The following is a 24996-nucleotide window of genomic DNA, read 5'->3' as shown; positions in this document are numbered from 1 at the left end:
GGAGTATGAAAAATGAAAAGTTTAGCAACCGCCATAACAGTCTTGGCATTGGCAGCCTGTTCTACCAATCCGGACGGCAGCATCAACTGGTCGGACAACCCTCTGAATGCCGCGGCAACGAAGATCGATCAGGGTATTCAGGCAGGAAACCGAAAACTGGATCAGTTACCGGGTGCACAGAGCAAACGTTCCGATCTGACTTACGATGATTTGATGAAAATGGGCTATATCAGACGCAACCCGGACTATCCCAAACTGTCCCGACAGCGTTATGTGTTCACTTCCAAGAACTGCAACAAAAGCCGTCAGACTTTATGCCTGCATCCGGACGCGAATATCGCTGAACGGCCATAACACCTGAAAGTTAGGGACGGATACGCCGTCCCTTTTCGTTGACGATATGGGTGCCGTTGAAATTCCATTGCGATCCGGCCCGCTTATTACAACGCACCATCTTGCCACTGAATCTTGAAGCATGGGCATAACCGTGGATATAGATAGCGTTACGCCCCTCCGGACGTATCTCCAGTACGCTGCCGCTTTGGGTGGTTTCCCCCTCGTCCCGATAGGATTCGACGCCGAATACAATCAGTTCGCGGCTGTCGGCAGGCTTAATCATGACCACCTTCGACATACCGGCATCGGTATTGGGCGCAAACCAATCGGCAGCGATAACGGCAGGATCGTAGCACTCGGCCGTTTTACTCCATACGCCGCGGTATTGCACGGGTATCTCTTGGGCTGCCGCGCACAAAGGCAAGGTTACAGCAAGTGCGGCAATCGTTTTTTTCAGCATAGCGTAGCTCCGGAAATGTTTTCGGTATCCGTCCGTTCAGGGTTCAAAGGCAACGTTTTCAGCCGCCTTTTTCAATTCCGCCCAGTCGTCCGGAGGATTACCGTTTTTCAGCATAGCCGCGAATACGGCGTACGCATCGGTTTTACTGCCGTAGGCACGTTTGGTTTTGTCGTCGTTGACCCACACATAAACAATGATTTTTTCTTTTTCGCTGTACCGGAAAAACAGACGGTACTGCTGGAAAAATTTGGCTCTGAACCAGTGCTTATACGCACTGCCGAGAGTATTGCCCTGACGGTAAACGTCCAAAGACGGATCAGCGGGAATAATCTCAAAAGCCAGCTTGTGAACGGCTGCCAGCATTTTGGCTACCTTTGCGGTCTGATAGGTCTCCGGCTTCTTCTGTTTTAAGGCTTCCACCTCTTCCCGTAATTTGAGATATTGGCTCCAAAACAGTTCATGAACATAAATCTGCCAGCCGTTAATCTGTACGGTTTCGCGGACGATACTCACAGCGTTTCATCCAAATCAACTTCAACGCCGGCAAGCAGTTGTTCGGTTTTTGAAAGTTCCTGTGCAGATATGGCACGGATGCTCTGCGGATTGTCGCGTATATCCCGTTCCAACAGACTTAAAAACGGCAACAGAGCGGGATCGGTATCACCTGAGGCTTCGTCCAACAGTTCGGAGCCGTTATTGACATAGCGGCCGGCGAACCACATGCCGAGTTCCATATAGTATGCCTCCAAAGACAAATCGGGATAGGCGGCACAAACAGCCTGATAAACACCGCATGGCGGCGACCATGCCGTATCGAAGTCGGCAAACAGGCAGTCCTCTTCAATGGTCAACCCGTAACACTCGCCTCCGTTCCACTTGGTACCCCAATTGTCAATCCGCCAGCCCCACCAGTCGGCATGGCCGTACAGACGGATATTTTCTTGGAGGATGTTGTGGTGTACGCAGTCGATTTGGCACAATTCCTGCAACCCGGACTCTTGATTGAGCAGAGCCGTGATTTCGGCAACCGTAGCGGTCGGCCAATCCAGCAGCGGGGACAGGTGTTGCTGCAACAAAGCAAAATGCGTTTCGGAAAACTTCTCGCCGTGCTCCGACAATACCGCCGTTTCAGGCAGCCTGAAAAAGCATGCGCTGTGATAGGGATACCGGCTTTCCGCCAGCAGGGATTCGGGCATCGGGAAAATACCGTTGAAATCGATTTCCTGCCGACCGCCATCGCCTGTACGGATGATTTTGGCTGCCAGCTCGGCAACCTGTTCCGGATTGCCGGAAATTTTCAGATGATTTTGACACCAATTGGGCATACTGCCTCCTCATAAAAAACAAGGAGCCGTGCCGCCTTACGGGGCGGTACGGCCCCGTAAGGGTTAAAGATAAAGATAAAATACGTCAGTATCCGTTATTGCGGACGACCGTTTATCGGCCTTTGACTGCCGAATACCGTTCAATCAAGCTGCATCCCCAGCGGTATGCAACCTCCCAGCATAAATCGCCGGACAAATTGAGTATCCGTTCCGGGTTATGGTCGATCAGGGCCATCAAATCGACACCCTCATCCACAATCCAATATCCGATGTAGAGACAGTTGCGGTCGAACAGCCAGCGTACGTTGGCAACATTCAGAACCGAATGCAGCCTTTCGGCATAGTTTCCGGCATCCCATTCTGTATCTTTGAGCAGGTAGAAAATATCGTCCAAACCATTGATTTCGGGGTTGATAGGCAGCAATAAAAAATCGTCCTGCGGATGGGGCGGACGATTGGCCGTTACCAAGTTAAGCAGCGAATAGGAAATCGCATCGGCAGGATTCAAAATACCGCTAAACACCTCTTCGGCATCCTGCGGTAAGATCCGCTCATGCAGGTTTTCGGCGCGGAAAAATGCCATCCATTCGTCACGTCCCAGCGGTTCGCCGATAAAGACGATGGCATTATAGACATTGTCGCTGCGGCACGGCCCTCTGCCGTACAGGTTGGCATCGGCAAAATACTGTTTAGCCGGTTCGGCTTCCACAATTGCTTTGTCGGAATAACCGTACCCGCGCAGATGGCGGTTAAGCATATGCACTACGGCTATCGGATCGCAAGCATTAATGCCGCAATTACCGAATGTCAGCGCATTCAGATGCCGGGCAGCAGCTTCCGCATCTTCATATTCGGCATCAAGCCAAACAACGTAAGGTTTCATGGTACAAATCCTCATAAAAAAGGGGCATACCATGCCTTGCGGGACAGGTTTGCCCCGCAGGGTTGATAAAAAAGCCGTAGCCGCACGGATGCGGATCATGCTGTTTAACGGCTGCATGAAGACAGTAAGCAGACTGTCGACTGTATGTAAAACAGGCTTTTTCAGACAGTCTTTAGCCTTTTCAGGCTGCCTGAAAAAACCTGCTTTGCCGAAGCAATGCAGGTTTCATACCGTAAAGCCCTATTTGATGATGAACACCCGCCCGTAACCGGGCGAATTTTCGGTCAAATCAATGGCACAGATACAGGGTACGAAACGGTCCAGCGAAGTGGTCGTTACCACCAAACGGTCTTTGGCATCGTATTCTTCCGATGTCGTAACCACTTTGGTTTTGTGGGTCGAACCCTTGATAAGCAGGCGGCGGCCATCGGCAGCGGTAACAATGCCGCTGACCTGTCCGGCAGCAAGTGCCAGCGCAGAATGCCACTGACCCAACGTACACAACGGCCGTCGTTTTTCCTGCACTAGGTTATCGGTAAACCATTGCCCGAAATGCGGCCATAGGGTTTGGCTTTGCAGTCCGGGCAATTCTCCGCCCAATACGCTGCCGTCTATGCTGAAACTGAGCGGACGGAACGGCTTGGCCGCAGACGCAGGTACTTCGTAACAAAAGTCTGCCTCTGCCCCTACGGGCAGGGCAGCCTCATAAGACAACAGGATTTTCAAACTACCCTCTTGCTGTTTTTTACCGATTTGGCTGCGGTTTGCGGCCTTCATTCCCATGATGACGACTTGATTGTAGGTATCGACACCTGCCCGGAAGATGCGCAGTTCGGTAAAGTACGAAGCGATTTCCTTGGCAAAGCGTTCGGTTAGCGATTGCGTCGGCACGACCAGAATCAGAATACCGCCTGTTTGCAGCACGGGCACGGTTCGGGCAAAAAAGATTTCTTCCAAACGTTGTGCGCGGCCGTTATCCAACTGGTCTTTAGCTGCAAAGCCGTAAGGTGGGTTGAGAAACAGCAGTCCGACGGTTTTGGGCTGCAAAATACAATCCTCAATATCGGCTTGGATGACGAAATCCAGACAGCTGCGCGAAGCGGCTGCCCGTTCTTTGTCCAGTTCGACACCGAAACTGTGGCAACGGGCACCACATCCGTTTAAATGTCCGGCAAGATCGGCCAATGCAATGCCTTCGCCGCAGCACGGATCGAAAATGCGGATGTCTCCGCCGGCAATGTCGATTCGGGATTTGATGCCGTCCAAGGTGGCTTGGTCGGTGGGGAAATAACCGTTGCTGATGTGGTTGAACGCGGTGCGTGTGAACATCAGGTGGTTTTGACGGGATTGTTCGGACATATCGGTCTCCTGAAAACACGGAAACCGTCCCCTGCGGGAAGCGGTTTCCGCAGGGTTGAAAAAATATTACGGACGGAACATTCAGCCCGAATATTTCAATGAAGCGTACCAGGCACGGAGTGTCGGTTCGTCTGCCTGCTCATAAGCCCATGCCCACAAGGAAGTGTGCGGCATGACCGCACTTGCCGGAGCATTCGCCACGGCTTTGACATAGAGTTCGTCATCGTGCCGTGTCTGCGCCTGATAATAGGTCAAACCCAAGCCGATACAGCCGTCAAAGGCATTTTTAACCCTGTAAGCCCACTCTCCCGACAAACGGCACAGTTCCGATTGGCTTTCCGCCGTAACCGGACAATCCTGCCATTCCCAATTGTCCGCACATTCCTCCAAAACGAAAGACATGTCGTCGGATTGCAGAACCGCATCGCTGTAGCTGTAATCAGGATAAAACTGCTCGATAAAGCCCCATTCCAATCCGGCGGGGCGTTCAAATTGACTCATAAAATGCTCCTGAAGCAGGTTGTGAAAATCCCACCGCCGCACAGGGCGGACAGGTGAGAACAAAAGGTTGCGAAACCGGAAAACCGGCCCGCAAAAGGTTTGTGAAAAACGGCACGAACCCTTATGGTGCCAAAGGTTCAACCGTTACGGTACGCCAGTCGCAGTCCGCCATTTTCGAACGCAGTACATAAGCCTGCCGTTCGGTCAGAGGATTGCTGACGACCGTTTTACGGCCGCTGTTTTTGTTGGTTACGACAACGTGAAACAACGGTTCGCCGTTATCGGATTGAAAAGGTGCCGGCAGACCCTCATCCCTCATGTTCACACATTCGAGATTGGGGCAGCAGGACATCAGATCGGTTAAAGTCAATGCGGACATGAAAGACTCCTTCATAAAAAAGAAGCATCATGCCGCAGGGGCGTGATGCCCCTCGGGGTTGGTAAAAAAGCCGTGGCCGCACAGATGCGGATCATGCTGTTTAACGGCTGCATGGAGACAGCAGACAGGCTGTCGGCTGTGAAACAGACTTTTTCAGGCAGCCTGAACAACAGAAGGTTGCCTGAAAAAGCCTGCTTGACGCAGGCTGAAAAAGAACAGAACCGTCAGACGGTTTGCTCATGCTCAATCAGGCGTTTGGCCAACTCCACCTCTACCGAATCTTCCGACTGGTTAAGGATGTCCAAACCTGAATCCGGCATATCGCCGGATGTGGATTGGGTAACGGCGATTTTTTTGCCCATCAGTTCCAAACAGATTTGCTGTGCAGAATCCCGGTACCCGGCGAAATACACTTCCACATCCTGCTGCTGGCCGATACGCCATGAGCGTCGGGCAGCCTGCATCAGGGTATAGACGTTGTAGCCTGTCTGCATGAAGTAGATGGTCGGGAAAGCCAGCAGGTCAAGACCGGTTTTTACCAGCTCGGGATTGCAGATGACGACCTGCACGCCCTCTTCCAACCTGTCCGCCACCCAGTCCTCGCGCTCGTCCGCTTTGACCGATGCCTTCATGACTGCTGCCTTGATGCCGTACTGCTGCAACAGCTTTTTCAGACGGCCCGTTGTATCCCGCGTATCGGAATAAACGGTATAGACCAAACATTTGTTGCCTCTGGCCAAACTGTTTTGCACCACTTCCAGCATATCGGCTTCTTTCGGGGACGGTTCGTTTTCTCCGTATTGCGCATCGGCGTAATATAGCGTCTCGCCTTTGCGTTTCCAAAAAACCGTTTCCGGTTGATGGCAGCAGTCCGGCCAAGCCAAGAGCGCGTTCATGACAACGCCGGTTAGGGAATTGTCGCGTTTGCGCAGGGCTTCTTTCAGATAGCCCCTCAGCCTTTTCTCCATATCCCGGTAAACCGTTTTTTGCGCTTCATCCATTTCAACCGGCCGGAAATATTCCGTATAGCCGGGCAAAACGCCTTCGTCCAAATCCCGCAGTTTCAGGAATACGGTTATCGGCAGCACATACCGCATGATGCCGAGCGGCGAAAATCCGGGAGCTTTAACGGTACGCACCTGACTGCGCTGTGCCTTGGAACTGGAAAAAGAACCCTGGTCATATTCCGTGCCCATGCTGCCGTTGCGTACGATGTCTTTCAGCACACCGTGCTTGCGCATGAACGCCATACTGGCCGTTCCGAGGGTACCGGCTTTATTGTAGGTAAAGCCGTCTTCAATCATTGCCTGCGGATAGAGCCGCCACAACAGATAGAACAAATCCTCTGCATAGCCGCCCATCAGCGTACCGGTCAGACAAAGCACCTTACGGGCACACCTTGCCAGCACACCCATGGCCTGACCTTGGGCGGTACCGTAGTTTTTGTACTCGTGCCCTTCATCCACAATCATCAGCCCGAAAAATCCCTTGGGCAGATAACGTTTGATGAACTCGGTCGGCTGGTAGCCGCCAAGCCCCAGAGAAAACTCCGATTTGCCCAAAGCCCTGTCCAGACGTGCTGCCTGACGGTCGCCGAACACGAACTCGCCGTTTTCGTCCATCAGGTTGGAAAACGCCTGTACATTGTTTTCCAGTATGTCGGCCAGATAGCTTTCGCCATAGATCCTTACCAGTTTTTCGGCAGTTTTGGAGCCTATGGTCGGTAGTGATGAAATGGCTTTGAGTACCCGCTCGTACACGGACGGCTCCGTACCGTCGGTTTGGTTCTTGCGGCACAAAGTCCACAAAGGTTCGCCGCATTCATGGCCGGTCAGCCGTTTACGGTATTTCCGCTGACAGAATCTGCGGTCTTTGGCCAATACCGACAGCAAAGCGTCTTCGCCGGTATAAGGCTGATTATCTGCATCCAGAATTTCGCAACCACATTTGGGACAGCAGAACTGTTTTTGACTGACAACACGTTTTTTCCCGTCTGCACCGGTTTCGCAAACCGCCCTGTAACGTACCGTATAGGCAGGACGCCAATGGTAACCCATACGCATCCGGACGCGCCCGAGTACGAAAAATTCCGGCACAGACGGTGTGCGTTCGCAGACGGCACGGATTTGCAGCAGCTTGGCCAAGGTGTCGGTACCGTTCAGCACCCATACCCTGGCATCCGGTACGGTTTTGAGGATTTCCCGCCGCCATTTATAGACCAAATGGGGCGGACTCAATACCAAGGCACGATGATGGCCTTCTGCGTGCATAGCGGCGGCAACAGCAATGGACATCATGGTTTTTCCCGTGCCCATTTCCGCATTGATGACTGCAGCAGGTTTATCTTCCCTTACCAGCAGCTGCAATACCGCACGCACGACTTCACGCTGTGCAGCAAACAGAGGACGGGAAAGACCATCCAAAACAGTTTCCGTTTTCGGATAGATTTGACCGTGGTACACAGGCCGGTTTTGTTCCGTGACAGCCTGAAACAGGCTGCTTCCGAAATCGGCCAAAAAAGACGACAAAGGCATTTCGTTACCCTGTGTATCCCCGTCTGGCATGGGAGGTTCAGCTTGCCCGGAGCCGAGCATATTGAAGGTTTCCGTCTGTAATCCGGCATGACCGGCGGTTTCAAAGGAATAAGCGGGATAAACGGACATAAGGATTCTCCATAAATAAAAAGCGGGAATCCCGTCCGCAAGGAAAGGATTCCCTGCGGGATTGATAAAAAAACCGTGGCCGCAAGGATGCGGATCATGCTGTTTAACGGCTGCATGGAGACAGTAGGATATGACTGTCGGCATAAAAAGCGGATTTCCTGAGGCGGCTTGAACGCACTGATTCGCAGCATCCGGCCGCAAACCCAAACCGCCTCGGGAAACCCGCCTTAAAAGGCGGGGTAAAAAATCACGACAAAGCGTCAAGATGGTACTGAGCTTCCTCAGCCGTTTTCCAATAGATGCTTTCGCGTGAATAGGGTAACGGCGAATCGGGGGCTTCCGGGGAGAAACCTTCCCTACCCAGATAAAATCCAGCATTGGACTTCATGACACGCAAGGTGCGGGTAACATATACCTGCGACACTGCATCAAATTCAAAATCTTCTGCGGGAAAATTCGGATTCATAAAAAACTCCTGAAATAAGCAAGAAAACAACTAGATGATTTCGGATCAGGGCTGATCGTCGTAAATCGCTAAGACCGACAGAAGCACAATGGCCAGCAGCATAAACACCGCCGACCATGTACGGTCAGAATCAGGTCCCCACAAGGCAAAAGACATTCCGAAGAACAACGAAACGCCCATGGATATGCCAGCGAAGACAGGAAAGTAACGGACGATGAAAACAGGGGTGGCAAATTTGCGGAACATCATGTATCTCCAAAAAATATGGGGAACACGGTCCCGCAGGGATATGTCCCCACAGGGTTGGTAAAAAAGCCGCGGCCGCACGGATGCGGATGATGCTGTTTAGCAGCTGCATCAAGACAGTGGAACGACTGTCAGCGTGTGAAACTATCTTCTTGTTTAATCAGATTTGTCCCATATAGTTCATAAGCTGAAAATTCCGGATTTTCTCGAAGTTTTTCAATTTCCTGTTCGGCATGTTCTAATTTGGTAAATGCTGAGGTGTGCATATTATTACCCAGCCAATAAACAAGAATATGACTCATACCTACCCACAGGCGAATTGCTTCATCTTGATTGTCCATAATACTGACTCCTTCAATTATTTTGACACCCTAAAAACAGTTTTTTTCAGACGGTCTCGACCAATCGGTAAAGGCCGCCTGAAGAAACCTGCTTGCGCAGGTTTGAGGTCAATCAGCAATAATCGACCGAATAACGGTGGTTCACAATCGCGGCCACTGCCTGAAGCAGCGCCATATTGTAAATACCGTTACGCACACAGGAGAGCGGGTAAATATTGTCGCCTACCGGCAAAGGTTTGGCCGGGCACACCAATACGTCTTCGTTCGGTGCGCTGCCGTCGAATAAAAACTCCGATTGGGAGAGACTGTTTAAACGCAGGGTCTCGGGGCGGATGTCCTGATTTTCATCCAATTCGACCACGCAGTGAAAGCGGATATTGCCGCCGTAGACAGCAATATCCAAGTCAGCATATTTCAGCGGTATATGGTCGTCGGTAGAGTAAAGATAAACACGCAATTCATTCTGAACCATCATGATTTACCCCCCAAAAACAAGTTCGTTACCGGCGGCATCTCTCAGAACAATATCGGTGCAGCCTTCCCGTATAAGCCGTGCAACCTTTTCCCGCGCGACTGCTTCGGAGTAGGCAAGGGTATAACCGTTACCGCCGAAAACGGAACGATAGGTAATATAGCAATTGCATACAGGTCTAACGAAAACCGGATTTTCACCGTCCAGTCGGTAGGAAACGACCGGCGTTCCCGAACCGTCTACTGGATGGAGGACGGTATCAGGCGGAACGGCACCCTTATTGGTGCTGAGTACGACAAACGGGAAGTCCGCGCTTATAACAATGGGCATGGTAGTTCTCCTAAAAAATAAAAATGCGGATCCGCCATGCCCGTGGGGGACATGACTTCCCCGCCGGGTTGAAAAAAGAGCCGTACCGCACGGATGCGGCTGACGATGGTTAACGGCAGCGTCGGGACAAAACGACCGTCAGCGTATGAAACAGGTTTTTTCAGACGGCCTCAAATTAAAGGCCGTCTGAAAAAACCTGCGAATGCAGGTTGTGTTGTTTCCCAAAAAACGCATAAAGCGCGGGTTGAAATAAAGAACTGGCAGCTTATGATGTAGCCCGTTCATACCAAGTTTCACCGTTACTGAAACGCGCTGTCACACGGTATCGTTCGCAGTACGGAGCCACCAATTCTTCATAACGCAGCCACAGTGCATTTTCCAATGCCTGCAACCGCTTGGTTATGCCGCTGTAACAGCGACCGGTTTTAGCTTTGGAAACCTTGGCATAATAACGGTATTCATCAATGATGAAATCCGCAGCACTGTCCCAAGAATTATCGTCCGGCGTAAAGTCGGCATAACTGAAGTCCGTCATCAGCTTGAATTCCTGATCCAGATTGCAGCCGTCGTAATAGCCGTGCCGTTGGACAACGGCCATTTCCATCCGGATGTGATGGCCGAAAAACAGGGTTTTCGCAGTGATTTCGGCCAGTTGGATGCCGCCGTAATTACGGTCGTAATAACGGCGGTTTTCAACTGCGGCCGTATCAGACTCAATCAAGAACCCTGAAATGCGGTGTTTGCGCAGGCTTTCAGATTTGTCGGCCCTGCATTTCAAGTCATTCACCGCATCTTCGACATTCCAGGCAAGAATGTCCGACAAACGGTCGTTATCTTCGGGAGTAAGCCTGTCTTCTTCATCCAAACCTTCATTAAAAGCATTGAAGTCGAAATTGGAGGCCGACGATCCGGCAATGACATACAGACGGCGGTTGAACATAAAATTAGCGGTACCCACGGTATTTCCTTTCAAAAAGGGGGATACCGCCCCTTGGGGGATCGGTATCCCCACAGGGTTGGATAAAAAATGTGAAAATCAAACCATACAGATCAGTTTGTATTGAGAGATACGGCAGTTGGTATAAATCTCACTGCCTTTCTTTTCCGGTTTGGCCAAAGCCGTACTGGCTGCGAACAGCACGGCAATCAGTACCACGGTTTTCATGGCGGTTTCCTTTCGGCAAGGAGCAACCGCCACGGGGCAGCTGCCCCAGAGGGTCGGTAAAAATCAGGATTGCTTACACATATTCGAAAGATTCGATGCCCAGCAGCCCGTATATCGCTTTGGCGACACGGTCGTAGCCGAGACATCCGAACGATAACGAATGCTTGTCATTAATGACTATCGGCTTAGGACAACGCCCGTCAAGTATGACGAAACGGCCTTTATCCGTATAAATAATCCGGATTTTGTCTGCACCAAGTTCCGGTATTTCTGTTTCTGAAACAGATATTATTTCCTTACCTTTGAACACAAGGTCCTTACCTTCCGGGTTAAACACCTGAAACGGCAGGTACGGATCTTTTTCCAATTTGGCGAGGATTTCGTCCAACAAATGTTGCATGGTATTTCCTTTTCAAAACAGGAGGAAACAGTTCCCCCTGACGGGGAAAACATTCCCGTCCGGGGTTAAAAAATGTACGGCTCGGCCGTATGGTTAGCAAAAAAGCTGCAGCCACACGGATGTGGCCGGACAATTTCAGCAAAGTCCTGACAGTAGAAGCAGACTGTCGGCTGTTGTTACACCTGTCGTCCAAACAGACTTTTTCAGACGGTCTTTTTGTTAAAACCGCCTGAAAAAGCCCGCTGGGGGCTTTGAAACTACGCACGAAGGCTTCCGTTACGCAGCAAACCTGTAATTAGTTCTCCGAAATCCTCCGGTATTACCACCTGTGCTGCCTGCACGCCGACAACCGAGGCATCTGTACTAAGCGACGGGAAAAAGCGGCGGATACAACCCTGTTCTTCCAACAAGGCGGCAATCCGATGCTGCCAATGCGGCAATAACGGTACATCCGAAAGTTGGTCGATACAATTCCAGACAGCCTTATCCAAATCAGCGGCACAGTCGGTTTGCAGAACCCATGCCGTTTTGGTATCACGGTTCGGTTCGACTATTTCATTCGAATAAAGGAATACATGTGTCAGCATACCGAAATTGTGCGTCATATATTTGGTCATCCGTTTGCTCAAACCGTATAGGACGGCCGCTGTGCTCAGTTCGGGATACAGCCTGTCCGAACCGTGCTGCCTGAAACCTAACTTCGTCAGACCTCCCTGTTCGGGCGGAGCCGTCAATGCCGCCATGAAAGACAGCACGCCGGCATCGCGTCCGTGGAGTGAGGCAAACATCAGGCGGTTGTTGCAGATAAAGAAAGCATCGCAAAACAGATCATGGGAAGAAGTCTGATAGAGCATTACCCGTTCTCCTTACGCCAAGACTGAGTCTGAGCATGGAAATAAGTATAGCCAGCTTCCTTAACCCTCAGCCGCAACTGTCGGAACAGATTACGGTCATCAATAGACGCATCCAAATGGATACTCGACGGATTGGTAGCCAGCACCTGCTCTAACCTTTCCATCGAATCGATCAGACCATCTTCCTCAGAACCGAAACCGTTATCTCCGGAGACTGCTTCGGATACTGTAACCGGTTCCACCGCTGGGGCTTCTGCCTGATTAGGAGTCGGTAAGTGCTCTTCCTGTTCGGCGGCAATATGCAATGATTCGGAAATTTCATGTTCCTGATTTTGAGCCATAATCTGCAAGGCTTCCCAATCCAAATCGGCATAGAGGCTGACCCAGATGCGGCCTTTGGCAAAATTTGACTGGTTGTAAATACGGGTAAGATAGAACATGCCGTCGTAAGAACCTTCGGGAAACTGGTCCAATACGCGGTGTTTGATTTGAAACGCACCGATCGACGTCTGCAACTCGCCGACGGTAAAAACGCCGTTGCGACCGTTGCGTTCGATGACGGTCAGTTTGCCCGGAATGGCGATAGACATAATGTGTCTCCTGTAAAAAAGAGGCACATTCCCACACAGGGACTATGCCCCATGGGGTTGAAAAAGAAAAGGATGGAAAGAAACCGTAACCGCACGGGTGCGGGCGATACTGTTTAACGGCTGTATCAGGGCAGAAAAAACGGTCTGCCGGCCGTATGAAACTTATCCCAACAGCCTGTGTACACAGGCTGCTCGGATAAGCTGCCTGGTTTCAGGCAGCCATACGGAAAAGCAGATTAACCACAAAAAATGTGGACAACCTGAAAATAAAGTAATCTAAATCCCGATTGTTAAAGAACAAACTACATCTGCGTAAAACTTAGGCAGATTTAATCGCTTGCCGATGCCTGCGTGAATACACAGGCATCCGTAAACGATCAATATTGTAAGCCTGCGATTGGTTTAGGGAACCGCAACCCAAGGAAAAAAGAAATAATAGGATGACTGAAGATGATACTGGCCACAATATCGTCTATGTGGCTGCCGGCGAGTCAATACTGTGGTCAGTATCATCTTACCGAATGCTGCTACAGCAGGAGATGGAGTAAAGAATAAGGCTGGGAAAGAGGCCTGCGCCGCCAAAGGCGGCGGTACGGATTCAGGCAGCCGTACATAGGAATGGATTTTCCAAGAAATACTACATGGAAGTATGTCTTGGAAAACCCACCGAAGCGGGTTTTCGTTAAAAGGCAGACGGGTTAGTCGTCTAGATTGTGACGGGCGCGGAATGCTGCATATTCCTCTGGGCTCATTTTCTTTAAGGCTCTGCTTCCACCAATCCAGAAAAAAGCCACAACCGCAGCAGTTACCACGCCGCAGAAAACGGTAGTCCACACAGTAGCCATCATTTTTTGTATCCTTTCAGAATAAATGCAGCTGTCCATAATATAGCACAAAACAGGAGGCTCAGCAGAAAAACTGCCAACGCAAGCCAAAAATCCCAGCCATATTTGGTTAAACCGAACCAAGCCTGAGTTACGGCAAACGCACCGAAAATATCCAGTTTAGTTGCCACGGCATCTGCCTGTTTTTCAGTCCAGCCGTAATCATCAAGCAGCGAAAAGATGATGTCACGGGACTTCCGATAGAGTCTACGGAAAAAGTTCGGGATCATAAAATGCTCCAAGTTGCAAAAAGCCGGAGCAATGAACCCGAAACCGGGAATATCGCCCCGGCAGGGAGGGAAGTGGGAAAGAAGCAAATGCTTCTTTCCCTAGGCAGTCAGACTGCGGTTAGGCAGCTACTTCTTCTACAGCCGTATCCTGCACATCAGCATGGGCATCAGTTTGGGTTTCGGCAGCATCATCGGAATGGCTGTTTTCAGATTTGTACCAGTATTCGCCATTGACTTTGATAAACTTGAATTTCAACAAACGGCCGTCAATGGACGGTGTTGTGATCTTGATGGGCTTACCTTGGTCGTCTTTTGCATTGGTTTCGAATGCAATCGGAGTGATGTCTCCGGCACGGAAGCCTACAAATACAGTGGGTCTGCGTTTGTAGTCTGCGTCCAGCAATGCGGGAAATTCATCCAGCAGGCGGGCAAACAGATCTTTCGCTTCTCCACCGACAATCCGCAAATCAAAGCGGGATTTTTCGTCGGCATCTCCGTGAAGGGCTTGGATGGTACAGGCAAAGTATTCGGAACTTCTTTTGCCTTTGGCCTGAACAGTACGCGGGCGGTTGAGATAGCCAACGCCGTCAGCGGTCAAATTGAAGTAGGCGGATACTTGTTGGGTTTGGTTAGACATGGTGTAATCTCCAAAAAAAACAGGGGATACACCATTCCCTAGGGGACATGAGTATCCCCAAAGGGTTTTAAGAAAATGTGCTTGAGCACGAGTTGAAATAAAAAACCGTAAACCGACGAATCGGTTTGTGCATATCGAACGGTAGATGCACCTTTGCTTTTGGGTGAAAGCAACAAAACACTTGAAACGGTTTTATAGTTACATATCGAACAAACTTTGTCAAGCTATCCGTTAAGATTAACTTACCTACCCCGCCAATTCCGGATTCTGCCCGTATCCAAATGGACAAAGCTGCCGTACAGACCGATTCCTCCCGCATTGAAATGTGCAGCCATATCCGCCAGCTGTTTGAGTCCGATGCCCCGCATAGTAATGTCGACTGCCCTGCCCTGTATATGCAGGGAATTTCTTGAGGCTCCTTCAATGGAGGCATTGCGTCTTGGGGTGCGGTATGCGCTGTTTACAGTAATCAGGGGGTTGGGTTTTCCAGCTATTCGTGCCCATTCCTGCAAGCCGTACAGCAGGTTTAGTAATCCCGTATCGATATTGGTAACGGCATTATTGTCTTTGGCATCACGCAAAAACCAACGGGCGGCAAGATAGCCGTTCTTGATATAGCCTTGTTTCGTGTCGTAAAAAAGAATCTTACCCTGTTCACCTGTATCGGCACGGCGCATTTCCAGCAGCCGGTTCCGCCTCCAAAACCCGTTTCTTTCCGACAAAGCAAAAGCTTCATCCGAAAAAAGAATACCGGTAGCCCCTGCCGCATAAACCGCTGTGGCAGACCTCAGGCTTTTGACCAAAAAATCCCTTCTTGTCATTTATTGCTGCTCCAAAACCAATATGGTGCAATCCGGTGTTTACTGTAGCCACTCAAAATGCCTGCACTCCGGATACTTCGAACATCCCAAATATTTCTTATCCGGTGCATTCTTCAACGCTTTTTCCAACAACGTACCGCCGCAATCGGGACAAATATCGCCGACTTTATGTTTGGCCAGTTTTGGTTTGCTGGCAACCGGCTTTGACGGTTTCGGACGTTTGGCTGCATCGGTTTTGGCCTGTTCGACTAACTGCCGGATCAGGTCTCCCTGATAAGCCATAAAGTCCTCCATGGTCAGTTTACCCGATTCGATACCGGCCAAAGCTAGTTCCCACTTGGCGGTGGTAACAGGATCGGCCACTATTGCCGGTATTTGGGCAATCAGTTTGCGACCTTTTTCGGTGGAAACGATTTTACCTTTCTGCTTCTCCATGTAGCCCATTTCGAACAGACGGTCGATGATGTTGGCACGGGTAGCCTCCGTTCCCAAACCTTCGGTACTCCGGAGGATTTTTTTAACCTGTTCGTCGTCCACGCTTTTGAGAAAATCGGAGAGGGTTTGCATTTCGTCCAGCAGCGTTGCTTCGGTAAAGCGCGGCGGCGGAGCGGTTTTCTTGGTTTCAGGTTTGCTGCTGATTACGGTCAGCTGTTGGCCGTCTGAAACGGCTGGTAATACGGCATGGTCGTTATCATCGCTACCGTCTTCGTCTGTTTTTCCTAACCACGTCTTCCAGCCCTGTACTTTCGGGGTTTGGCCGACGGCTTTAAACTGCTGGTTGCAGCTTTCTACCAAAATGACGGTTGCATCGTATTCATAGTCCGGGTAAAACTGGGCGATGTAACGGTTGCGTATCATCAGGTAGATTTCACGCTCGTTTTTATCCAGTTGAGACAGACTGAAATTGGTAGTTTTGGTCGGAATAATCGCATGGTGCGAATGTTTGTTGACCTGACCGTCGTTCCATACCCGTGACGGGCGGTTAGGATCGGTTTTGGCCAACACCGGAGCAAGGCTGCCATCGATAGCAGCCATAGCCGCAAACACATCGGCCACTTCGTTTTGCTGTGACTTGGGCAGATAGCGGCACGGGGTGCGCGGATAAGAGGTAATTTTGTGTTTTTCGTACAGTTCTTGGGCAATTTTCAACACTTTTGAAGCGGAAATACCTAGCTTTTTACCGGCTTCTTTCTGTAAAGCGGAAAGGCTGTACGGTAAAGGAGCCGGTGTCTTTTTGCGCTCAGTTTTGGCTGACACGACAGTACCCGCCGCATTGTCCAACTGTTTGGCCAAGTCTGTAACGAAGGTTTTATCGGTACACAGGCCGTCTGGATTTTTAAGGGCTTCGGGTATCTGCCAAACTGCTGCAAAAACCTCTTTCGAGGTCGTCTGAAAATCGGCACTCAAAACATAATACGGATAGGGTTGAAAGTTATCGATGATATAGTCCCGCCGCACCACCAGATTCAAGGTTGGTGTCTGAATGCGGCCGATGGACAACGTATGCTCTTTGCCGAAACCTTCAGAATATGCCACGGTGTAGGCTCGGCTCAGGTTCATCCCGACCAGCCAATCGGCACGGGAGCGTGCCAAACCTGCCTGATACAGGGTTTCTTTCTGCCTGCCCGGCATAATGGATGCCAAGGCTTTTTTGACTGAGGCAGTATCCAAACCACTGGTCCAGAAACGGGAGACTTTTTTGCGGTAACCGCACAAATCCAAAATTTCCCGTGCAATCACTTCGCCTTCGCGGTCGGCATCTGTAGCGATGACTACCTCGTCGGCTTTGGCCAACAGCCCTTTAATGACCTTGAACTGTTTGGCGGTCTTGGACGGCACCTCCATCTTCCATTGCTGAGGCAGTATAGGCAGGGATTCGATATTGCCGAAATCCGCATAAACCTCGCCGTAGGCATCGGGCATAGCCTGAGTCAGAATATGGCCGAATGCCCAAGTCACGGCGGTATCGCCTTTTTGATAATAGCCGTCAAAACGACCATCTAAAACGCCAAGTACTTTTCCGATATCTTTTGCTTGCGATGGTTTTTCACACAAAAAAAGCTTCACAATACCCACCTCATGCCCCATAAAATCCAGCCAGACATACAGCCGGAACACGACCGACGTTTAGAATACGGCCGTAAATAAACCGACGACGATGGCACCGCCCAGCGTACCTGCAACCACAACGACTAAAACAATCAGAAACGCCGTGAACTTGCCCATCAGTGACGAAATAATGGCAATAAGCAGGGCAACAATAGCAATCAGTGCACCCATAGAACCGGTCAGTTTGTCCTGCACCCAATCGACCATAGACGAAAAGGTCGTGTCCGAACCGGCGAACGCCGGCATGGACATCAAGCTGGTAAGAACAGCAAAAGCAAGCTGTATTGTTTTGTCGGCTGCTCTTGCACGGACACCGGCAACGTAACGGATGAGGTTGGAACATTTCATTTTCAGGTCTCCCTTAATACTTGTATCACTTTGTTAAAAAAGGTTATTACTATTACTGTAAAGGTGGTGTCAAAACACCGGCCGGCAGCGTTGCTGAAGGTTCGGCTGCCTGCGTAGGTGCAGGAAGTTCCGTTTGCGCAGATGCACCGGTTTCCTGCTGCGTTCCGTCATCAGCTGACGGTTTGGCATCCGATGAAGAAACTCCGACCTGTGGGGCAGATGAAACTGTTGTGGTCTGTGGTTGTTCTTTGACGATTAACGGTGTCACGATCCGTGAAGACTGCACTGCCTGCGCTGCCGAATAACCTACATTCCATCGGCGTGGGGTCACTTCCGAAAATACCCGGCTCGGATAAACCAGATTTCCGTCGGCATCTTCATAAGCATTAATCCACACGCGTAACACTTGCGCAGGCATCAGTAGAGGTTTGGGTTCATCTATGGCCGCCATATTAGGTATGGTTTCAGGCAGGAATGGCGTAACCGCAGCCGCCCTGCCGCCGTACACAAAACCGTCTTCCGGGCGGTAGTCTTCGGATGCCTCCCAAGCCTGGCTCATACTCATGCAGCGGCCTTTCTTACCTTGATTGACAATACTGCAAGACAGATCGGATGCACCTGTATTCATGGATGAGGCGCAGCCTGAAAACAAAACCGGCAGCAGCAGAGGCAGTAAAATACGTTTTTTCATCGTTTGTCCTTCGCATATTCCAGGGTCAGCCCCTCGGTAATCAATATTTCTCCCGTTCTTAACGGCTGGATTTCAATGACGGGGAATGACTGTTGGGCATATTTCTCGTAGATGCTGGCCACACGCCCGAAAATATCGTTGATGCCTTGCGCCGCACTGTTCAGAGCCACTTGCCCTCCCGAGCTGCCTGTACCAATATTGATGCTGTTTCCGCTGCCATCTTTACCGCTGATATTGGCGGTTGCCGCCGCTGCGACACCCATTTGGCCAAAGGTATTCAGGGCACCGACTTTCATCATCTGTGCAATCGCCTTGCCGTCGCGCGACACCAGACGCCCGTGCCAGCCGGGTTTTCCATCCTCACCCATCAAAGTGCCCGACACTTTCGCCTCGACAGCCTTGCCGTCCGAACGGATGCAGGTAATGGTTTTAGGGCGGACAAAGGCACGTTCATCGGCAAGCTGACCGTACGAACTACCGACAATCAGACAGTCGGACAAGTCTGTACGGAATCCGTTGGCCATCTTGGTCAAACCTTTAACCCTGAGTAACACCGGCATGGAATCATCGGAATTCTTGCCTGTTTCCGCCGCATTGCCGGTTGGTGCATTGATGCCGGAAATAGCAATAACCGACAGCTGTGATCCCGGCGGAATATAATTACCGGAATGTTTGGCTGCGGCATCCGGTTTACCTGATCCACCTGCCGTAGGTTCGGACGCAGCGGACTTGCCGGCAGAACTGCTATTACTGGTATGCGTTTGATAAGGGTTTGTGTCAGCCTCCCCTTCTACATCTGCCGTACCACTGCCGGGTACTGCGGCTGCACTGTCGGTAGCGAGAGGGGCATTACCAGTGTCTTTCGGTAACTCTCCTGGCGGAACAAATCCGCTGGTCGATGATGCAGCCTGAGTAGGCGGATTTTGTGCTGACAATGCTTCAGCGATGATTTGGCGCATTTTCTGTTCCTGCTCCTCCGCCGTCATGCCGGTCGGTTTAGCATTAACCTGTTGCTGCTGCATTTGCTGCCGAATGGCATAAATTTCGGCAGCCAACCCTTCCATGGTCAGATTCCGCTGATTTGGCGTGACAACTTGGGTAATGTTGGTTTTGGTTCTACCAACACCGGTACCCCGCACGCTGTCGGTAATGGCGGCCGCAATAGCAGCGGCGACAATCAGTCCGACTACGCCTGCCAAGGCCATATTCCGTTTCTGCTTACCGTTGGCGTGTTTCCATTTTTCTTTCAATCCCATTTCACCGCTCCCTGCCTACCATAATCAGTACATCGGTACTCTCGCCGGGATTTACCCGGATTTTCGGATAGAAAGCGACAGCCAATACGCGCGGATTGGCACCGAACATTTCTTCGGAAAGTATTTGTGGTTTCCGGCTTCTGTTTTTCAGACGGTAACGGTAGATGTCGAACTCGCTGCCGCTGTAACGTTCAACTGGTGCCACCGCCATGCCGTTGCCCATTGAGAACTTATGGTTCAGCGGTCGGACACTGTATCCAGCAGGCGTTTTCAGCATCACAATGTCGCGGATGACTGCTGCCAGTTTTTGCGAAAAACCGTTATTGCTGCCAGCAGATGAGGCTGCACCGTGACGTCCACCCAAAGAAACAGTTATGGTTTGCGAATACAGTTTGGAGGACGGCACCAATGTCAGTGATATGGGCATGCCTGTCGGATTGTCCGCATCGGTAATCGACAAGAAAAACGGTTTACCGGTTTTCGGCGTGACCAATATGGCCGAACCGTTGGATCCGAGATCGTAATGCTGCTTTAGTCCTACTGCATGAGCGCGTGCAAATGGTGTATTGATGATATTCGGATGGTTGCGGGATATGGTAATGCGGTGGTTCTCTCCATAGGACGACACAATACTATGCACCCCGCGTATTTTTCCCTCCTGAATACTGCTCCCGACAGGCAGAAATGTACCGGTCGGAGTCGTAATCTGCACCGTCCGACGTTTTGCATAATCTTGCGCCCGGATGGCAGTTTGTGCGGATGCCTGTGAAACCAATGCGCAGGCAGCCAAAACAGATAAAATGGTTTTCTTCATGCGGATTCCTTTACAGCAAGTCGGCTTGGCTTTGACCGGACGGTTCGGAGGCAGGGGATGCGGCCGGATTCACACTCGGTGCGGTATCGGCAGGCGGCATGACGACACCGGGTATACCGCCTGAAGCATTATCCGGTGTGGGTTGCGCGGTGGACTGTCCGGAGGGCTGAGTCTCCGGTTTGGATGCTGGCTCCGCCTTTTCGACCTTTTCGGTAGTAGAAGCCTGTTCGGTCGGGAAACGGATTTCACTGTCCGGCACCGTCGGCAGGATTTGGATTTGCGCTTTACGGTCTGCTTCTTCCTTCTCGGCTTTTTCAGGATAGCGTTCAGCCCATTTCAAGGTATGGGGTTCGCCCGGATAGACATACCAATGTTTGACTTTCGGAATGCCGTCCACCACATGCATTACAATTTCATACGTCAGATCGACCGCACCGAGCTGTGTCATACCGCCTTTGCTGTATGCCGAGGAAACCAGTTTGCCGGGAATAAAAATCTTGCCGGTTTTGGGTTCGTAGATCAGATCGGCGGTTGGGGTAAAATTGCTGACGGGGTTGATCCCGATGTAGTTCGGATTATTCTTGATGGCCATCAGTTGGGGTTTTAGCAATTGCCAAGGCTGCCGGTCGAAAAGTGGCTCCATAACGTTTGCGATATGATCCACCGTCTGTGGCGTGGCCGACGACATGGTGCCGACAATGTAGAGTGCAAAGCTGTTGAGATAATTTTGTGAAGCACTGTCCCAACCTATCATGACCTCCTGAGACAAGGCATGGGGCGGTTTCAGTGCAATCCGTTCCCGATCACCGTTGATTTTAATCTGTTGCAGCACGACTACCGCAAGCAGGCCGAGAGATACCATTCCTAAAATAGTATTGGTTTGCAAAGAATCGCGGAATTTCATTTTAAAAGTTGGCCACTGCATCAGTTATCTACCCTTTTCAGCAATCCGTTGGCAAAGCGGCCATTCAGGGGAACCAGACCCGTCAAGGAATACATCATGTGCAGCAGCGTCCCCGGTAGAGTATTGCGTTTGAATTTAACGTATTGGTAGGCCATCCATATACCCAGTACAATCCCGATAATCATTCCGACCGGATTGCGCATGGCGTATTGCAGGATAACGCCAATGATCATGCCGGATATGAAGACAGAAATATCATCCGACTCCATAAACAAAAACTGGGGTAAGGTATCTACATACTCAGGAAAAACAACGGATTGATGATTCATTATTGCGTTCTCCATTCACATAAATCACTATCGGGAAGCCGGGTTTCGCCGAAAACGCAGTCTCTGTTGACAGCCACACCCAGCCGTTCCAGATACTTGGCAACATTGGCTACCCTGCGTGCGGCCAAACGGTTGTTATACTCCGTACCAGCACGGGGATCCGCATAGCCGGACAGCGTTACGCCCTCACGGCCCAATGCTGGTGCCAGTTCAGACAGACGACGCTTTTCGAATGCACCCAAAGCAGCGGAATCGGTTTTGAAATACACGGTGTGCAACAGCTTGCGTTGTCCGTAATCCGAATGATGGAACGACAGGACAATACCGAACGGACTGGTTTTCTGAGGCTGTCCTATGTAAGTACCTTCCTCTTCTTCAATCAATGCAGCATCACTGTATGTGCTTTGCCGCAAGACAATCAGTTCCGTACGCTGTACCGGCTTCGGCTCAGGCGGTTCGTCCGGCACCGAACAGGCTGCCAAAAGGCTGCCTGAAAGCAGGATGACGGGTAAAATTCTTTTCATACGTTTTTTTTTCGTCTGTATCGTTGATGAAAAAGGAGCAGGACGTGCCACAACAAAAAGGCATATCCCAGTCCGCGCAATATCTTCGGATGCAGTTCGGCCTGACGGACGAATATTTCATAAGCCTGTTTCTGCACAGTTTCCGCCGTTGTATAAGTCCAACCGAAACCGTCCGTTGCCCTAACGGCTCCGAAACATACAGGAAACAAATGCAGCGTTGCCGAAGCGTATAGAGCCTGTCTCATGGGTCGGTAAACATCTTCCCCCGTATAGCGGGCCGTCCCGTTACCGCCGTCAGGTAAGTGACAAATCGGCGGCAGTGGTCGTATGCTCAGAAAACTACCCCATAACAGCAGCACCACTCCCATCACCAAATATTTATTTGCCCTGAACGACATCAGATACCAATCCGTTCAACAGCTGCACCAACATCTGGTAATTGCCGTTTGTGAATCCTGCATGGGTCGTATAACGACCGCCGACAGCAAAAAAAGGAGTAGCGGTTATTCGGTAATTACGGGCAAGCATCATGGCTCTGGCGATGCGGTCACGCGTCTGCTGCTTGTTCAGGCTGGCCTTGACCGCGTCCCTGTTAAAACCCATACGCCGCAGTACACCGATATAGTCATCCGCCGTTTTAGCGTGGCGTGCGGTATCGAAGGCCAGACGGTTATATTCCCCGATACGGCTGGGAGCCAAATCCCGAACCACATAGTATCCGGTGGCTGCCGCATCCGAGCGTTTATTACCCGTATAAACCGGTACATACACAAAACGGAACGGTTCGGGCAGCGTACTGCCCCATTGTCCGAGGCCGTACCATGTCTGTTCGCAATACGGGCATTCATAGCTTAAGAACATATAGACGCGGTGCCGATCTCCCTCATACGGACCGACTGCCAGATAGGGTTTGATAACGTTGGACAAATCATTCTGCTGCCCTGCCTCTCCGGGCGGAAGTCCGAACGGATTACCCGCCTCTGCCCACGAACGGGCGGAAAAAGCTGCCGTAACGGCAGACAACAGAAACATGCGGCGGTTGAATGTCATAGTCGTGCTCCTTCCGACAAAATATCAACGGTCAGACTGCCGATATGGCAGGCATCGTCAAAATCGACCAAACCGAGAGCCGACATTTCCAACGCCGCTTCATTGAGCGTACGGTAGGTGGACTGCGACTGCAATGCCGTTTCCAATGCAAGACTGTCGTTGTCCAGTAATGCTTGCCGTACCGCCACCGAATTGAGTGCAAACTCCATTACGGGAATGCGTGAGACATAACCCTCGCCATTACAATACTCGCAGCCTTGCGGTTTTTTGACAAAGTAGCGTTCGGCAGGAAAACGGGTAGGTAAAATCCGATAATCGTTTTCAGACTGCCAATCTTTTTCGATACGGCAATGCGGACACAGCTTATTGAGCAGCCGCTGGGCAAAAAATGCCAAAACCGCATCCGCCAGTGCATAGCGTTCTACCCCCAATCCCGCCAAACGTTCCAATGTCATTGCTGCATCGTTCGCATGTGTGGTAGTCAACAACAAGTGTCCGGTATTGGCGGCGGTCACTGCAGCATTGGCCGTTTCCGTATCGCGCACTTCGCCGACTAGGATTACATCAGGGTCATGGCGCATAAAACCGCGCACCACACGGGCAAACGGCCGGTGTACCGGATGGATACTGACTTGGTTTGCCCCTTTAATCGGATACTCCACAGGGTCTTCGGCGGTACAGAGGTTTTTTTCGGGCGTATTGATATGGTTCAGACAGGCATTTAAAGTAAACGATTTACCCGATCCAGTCGGACCGCTGACAACAATCATTCCCTGTTCGGCAGCCAGCACCTGCTCCAATACGGGTCGGATATAGTCGGGCATATATACCGCATCCAATCCGAACCCTGCATTTTCCTGATTCAAAATACGACAGACGATACTCTGACCGTAGCGTGTGGGCAGGATACTGACCCGAACATCCACCATCGTGCTGCCGTCTTCGCTGAGCAGCCAAAAGGAACCGTCCTGCGGCGACTCCCGGTCGCTACTGCTGATATTGCATTTGGCACGGATTTTTTCATCGATGGTTTGTGCGGCAAACCGGCTGAACAGCCATTGATCGGACAATTTCATCTGGCGATCGCGCAAACGCACCTGACAGCCGTTTTCCTGATCCCTGAAATGGATGTCAGATGCCTTGATTGATGCGGCATAGGGAAAAACCCAATTCAGGAAGTCCACAACGGGCTTATCGCCTCCATCACGCCCAGAGGTGGCGATAAAGCGTTCGGCCACACCCAGATCATAGGTTTTACCGCTGTCTTGCAGCAGCAGCCCTATGGTCGAAGGTCTGCCCACAGGGCTATCCGGGTTATGATTTTCAACAGTTTCCATGATGTATCCGCTAATTGGTTTTCCGCCCACACATATACTCGGGTTCGGATAGTCTCCGATGCGGTGCGATTCGCATCGGGCAAAATGGCGGTACAGCACATCCCGAGGATGCAGACTATCCGAACCAGAACATACGCAGCCTGAAACCGGAAATTCCGGCCTGCACAAATACAAATGCCCCCATCTGTCTGCAAATCGGCTGCTTCGGTTGGTCGGTGTTGCGGACAGCAATACATTCGCCGTCCTCATGCCATTGTTAACGGAAACTTTTTGATAGTCATGAAACAAAGCA

Annotated in this window: 32 protein-coding genes; 1 reads left to right on the top strand and 31 read right to left on the bottom strand. The window is 50.9% G+C overall.

Translation table 11 applies throughout. From position 1 onward, the window contains the following. The first annotated feature begins 12 nt into the window (after positions 1-12). On the top strand, positions 13-354 hold the full coding sequence (locus ACM67E_RS04240; RefSeq protein ID WP_416192368.1) for a hypothetical protein: 342 nt from the start codon (positions 13-15) through the stop codon (positions 352-354). Between the two features lie 10 nt (positions 355-364). On the opposite strand, the gene ACM67E_RS04235 is transcribed toward ACM67E_RS04240, so the two are convergent. The 31 genes from ACM67E_RS04235 to ACM67E_RS04085 form a co-directional block, all read right to left on the bottom strand. Next, positions 365-796 carry a hypothetical protein gene (locus tag ACM67E_RS04235; protein WP_416192367.1) on the bottom strand — a complete coding sequence of 144 codons (432 nt, stop codon included), beginning with the start codon at positions 794-796 and terminating at the stop codon, positions 365-367. Positions 797-832: 36 nt separating this feature from the next. Next, positions 833-1309: a type II toxin-antitoxin system YhaV family toxin gene (locus tag ACM67E_RS04230; protein ID WP_416192366.1), complete on the bottom strand. Its 477-nt coding sequence runs from the start codon at positions 1307-1309 to the stop codon at positions 833-835. Next, the gene (locus ACM67E_RS04225) at positions 1306-2121 is read right to left on the bottom strand and encodes a type II toxin-antitoxin system PrlF family antitoxin (RefSeq protein WP_416192365.1); all 816 of its coding nucleotides are present in this window, start codon (positions 2119-2121) and stop codon (positions 1306-1308) included. The genes ACM67E_RS04230 and ACM67E_RS04225 overlap by 4 nt, the downstream gene beginning before the upstream one ends. A gap of 112 nt (positions 2122-2233) precedes the next feature. After that, on the bottom strand, positions 2234-3004 hold the full coding sequence (locus ACM67E_RS04220) for a hypothetical protein (protein ID WP_416192364.1): 771 nt from the start codon (positions 3002-3004) through the stop codon (positions 2234-2236). A 240-nt stretch (positions 3005-3244) separates the two neighbouring features. Then, positions 3245-4363 carry a DUF6094 domain-containing protein gene (locus ACM67E_RS04215; RefSeq protein WP_416192363.1) on the bottom strand — a complete coding sequence of 373 codons (1119 nt, stop codon included), beginning with the start codon at positions 4361-4363 and terminating at the stop codon, positions 3245-3247. A gap of 81 nt (positions 4364-4444) precedes the next feature. After that, complete coding sequence (locus ACM67E_RS04210) at positions 4445-4864, bottom strand: hypothetical protein (RefSeq protein WP_416192362.1); 420 nt, start codon at positions 4862-4864, stop codon at positions 4445-4447. A gap of 121 nt (positions 4865-4985) precedes the next feature. Further along, positions 4986-5243: a hypothetical protein gene (locus ACM67E_RS04205; protein WP_416192361.1), complete on the bottom strand. Its 258-nt coding sequence runs from the start codon at positions 5241-5243 to the stop codon at positions 4986-4988. A 224-nt stretch (positions 5244-5467) separates the two neighbouring features. Beyond that, positions 5468-7807, bottom strand: a complete 2340-nt coding sequence (locus ACM67E_RS04200) for an SNF2-related protein (protein WP_416192735.1) — start codon at positions 7805-7807, stop codon at positions 5468-5470. 346 nt (positions 7808-8153) lie between these two features. Next, positions 8154-8372, bottom strand: coding sequence for a hypothetical protein (locus ACM67E_RS04195; RefSeq protein ID WP_416192360.1), 219 nt, complete (start codon positions 8370-8372; stop codon positions 8154-8156). A gap of 45 nt (positions 8373-8417) precedes the next feature. Next, complete coding sequence (locus ACM67E_RS04190; RefSeq protein WP_416192359.1) at positions 8418-8621, bottom strand: hypothetical protein; 204 nt, start codon at positions 8619-8621, stop codon at positions 8418-8420. Positions 8622-8749: 128 nt separating this feature from the next. Further along, positions 8750-8959 carry a hypothetical protein gene (locus ACM67E_RS04185; RefSeq protein ID WP_416192358.1) on the bottom strand — a complete coding sequence of 70 codons (210 nt, stop codon included), beginning with the start codon at positions 8957-8959 and terminating at the stop codon, positions 8750-8752. Between the two features lie 112 nt (positions 8960-9071). Further along, complete coding sequence (locus tag ACM67E_RS04180; RefSeq protein ID WP_416192357.1) at positions 9072-9434, bottom strand: hypothetical protein; 363 nt, start codon at positions 9432-9434, stop codon at positions 9072-9074. A 3-nt stretch (positions 9435-9437) separates the two neighbouring features. Beyond that, on the bottom strand, positions 9438-9761 hold the full coding sequence (locus ACM67E_RS04175) for a hypothetical protein (RefSeq protein ID WP_416192356.1): 324 nt from the start codon (positions 9759-9761) through the stop codon (positions 9438-9440). A gap of 265 nt (positions 9762-10026) precedes the next feature. Continuing rightward, positions 10027-10719 carry a hypothetical protein gene (locus ACM67E_RS04170; RefSeq protein WP_416192355.1) on the bottom strand — a complete coding sequence of 231 codons (693 nt, stop codon included), beginning with the start codon at positions 10717-10719 and terminating at the stop codon, positions 10027-10029. Positions 10720-10797: 78 nt separating this feature from the next. After that, entirely contained in the window at positions 10798-10926 is a 129-nt protein-coding gene (locus tag ACM67E_RS04165) for a hypothetical protein (RefSeq protein ID WP_416192354.1), read from the bottom strand. A gap of 73 nt (positions 10927-10999) precedes the next feature. Continuing rightward, a complete protein-coding gene (locus ACM67E_RS04160; RefSeq protein WP_416192353.1) occupies positions 11000-11326 on the bottom strand; it encodes a hypothetical protein in 327 nt (108 codons plus the stop codon). A gap of 257 nt (positions 11327-11583) precedes the next feature. Further along, positions 11584-12180, bottom strand: coding sequence for a hypothetical protein (locus ACM67E_RS04155; RefSeq protein ID WP_416192352.1), 597 nt, complete (start codon positions 12178-12180; stop codon positions 11584-11586). Beyond that, a complete protein-coding gene (locus ACM67E_RS04150; protein ID WP_416192351.1) occupies positions 12180-12770 on the bottom strand; it encodes a DUF3275 family protein in 591 nt (196 codons plus the stop codon). Before ACM67E_RS04150 ends, ACM67E_RS04155 begins: the two co-directional genes overlap by 1 nt. An 844-nt stretch (positions 12771-13614) precedes the next feature. Next, on the bottom strand, positions 13615-13971 hold the full coding sequence (locus ACM67E_RS04145; RefSeq protein ID WP_416192350.1) for a hypothetical protein: 357 nt from the start codon (positions 13969-13971) through the stop codon (positions 13615-13617). Between the two features lie 31 nt (positions 13972-14002). Next, positions 14003-14521 (bottom strand): DUF3577 domain-containing protein, encoded by a 519-nt coding sequence (locus tag ACM67E_RS04140; protein ID WP_416192349.1) that lies wholly within the window; start codon positions 14519-14521, stop codon positions 14003-14005. Between the two features lie 242 nt (positions 14522-14763). After that, positions 14764-15324, bottom strand: a complete 561-nt coding sequence (locus tag ACM67E_RS04135; protein ID WP_416192348.1) for a YcbK family protein — start codon at positions 15322-15324, stop codon at positions 14764-14766. A 57-nt stretch (positions 15325-15381) separates the two neighbouring features. Further along, positions 15382-17430, bottom strand: a complete 2049-nt coding sequence (locus ACM67E_RS04130) for a DNA topoisomerase 3 (protein WP_416192347.1) — start codon at positions 17428-17430, stop codon at positions 15382-15384. A 39-nt stretch (positions 17431-17469) separates the two neighbouring features. Next, positions 17470-17799, bottom strand: a complete 330-nt coding sequence (locus ACM67E_RS04125) for a TrbC/VirB2 family protein (RefSeq protein ID WP_416192346.1) — start codon at positions 17797-17799, stop codon at positions 17470-17472. A gap of 52 nt (positions 17800-17851) precedes the next feature. Next, positions 17852-18490 (bottom strand): TraV family lipoprotein, encoded by a 639-nt coding sequence (locus ACM67E_RS04120; RefSeq protein WP_416192345.1) that lies wholly within the window; start codon positions 18488-18490, stop codon positions 17852-17854. Further along, positions 18487-19746 (bottom strand): TraB/VirB10 family protein, encoded by a 1260-nt coding sequence (locus ACM67E_RS04115; protein ID WP_416192344.1) that lies wholly within the window; start codon positions 19744-19746, stop codon positions 18487-18489. Before ACM67E_RS04115 ends, ACM67E_RS04120 begins: the two co-directional genes overlap by 4 nt. Position 19747: 1 nt before the next feature. Further along, positions 19748-20560 (bottom strand): TraK domain-containing protein, encoded by an 813-nt coding sequence (locus tag ACM67E_RS04110; protein WP_416192343.1) that lies wholly within the window; start codon positions 20558-20560, stop codon positions 19748-19750. Between the two features lie 10 nt (positions 20561-20570). Beyond that, a complete protein-coding gene (locus tag ACM67E_RS04105) occupies positions 20571-21485 on the bottom strand; it encodes a TraE/TraK family type IV conjugative transfer system protein (RefSeq protein ID WP_416192342.1) in 915 nt (304 codons plus the stop codon). Beyond that, positions 21485-21793, bottom strand: coding sequence for a type IV conjugative transfer system protein TraL (locus ACM67E_RS04100; RefSeq protein ID WP_416192341.1), 309 nt, complete (start codon positions 21791-21793; stop codon positions 21485-21487). The genes ACM67E_RS04105 and ACM67E_RS04100 overlap by 1 nt, the downstream gene beginning before the upstream one ends. Continuing rightward, positions 21793-22317 (bottom strand): OmpA family protein, encoded by a 525-nt coding sequence (locus tag ACM67E_RS04095; RefSeq protein ID WP_416192340.1) that lies wholly within the window; start codon positions 22315-22317, stop codon positions 21793-21795. Before ACM67E_RS04095 ends, ACM67E_RS04100 begins: the two co-directional genes overlap by 1 nt. A 378-nt stretch (positions 22318-22695) precedes the next feature. Then, positions 22696-23367, bottom strand: a complete 672-nt coding sequence (locus ACM67E_RS04090; protein ID WP_416192339.1) for a DsbA family protein — start codon at positions 23365-23367, stop codon at positions 22696-22698. Then, positions 23364-24704, bottom strand: coding sequence for a GspE/PulE family protein (locus ACM67E_RS04085; RefSeq protein WP_416192338.1), 1341 nt, complete (start codon positions 24702-24704; stop codon positions 23364-23366). Before ACM67E_RS04085 ends, ACM67E_RS04090 begins: the two co-directional genes overlap by 4 nt. Between the last annotated feature and the right edge of the window lie 292 nt (positions 24705-24996).

Origin of the sequence: Neisseria sp. CCUG12390 (assembly GCF_047837985.1) — a bacterium.
GTDB lineage: Bacteria > Pseudomonadota > Gammaproteobacteria > Burkholderiales > Neisseriaceae > Neisseria.
The sequence above is the reverse complement of the archived record's forward strand: the minus strand, read 5'-3'. Positions and strand labels throughout refer to the sequence as shown.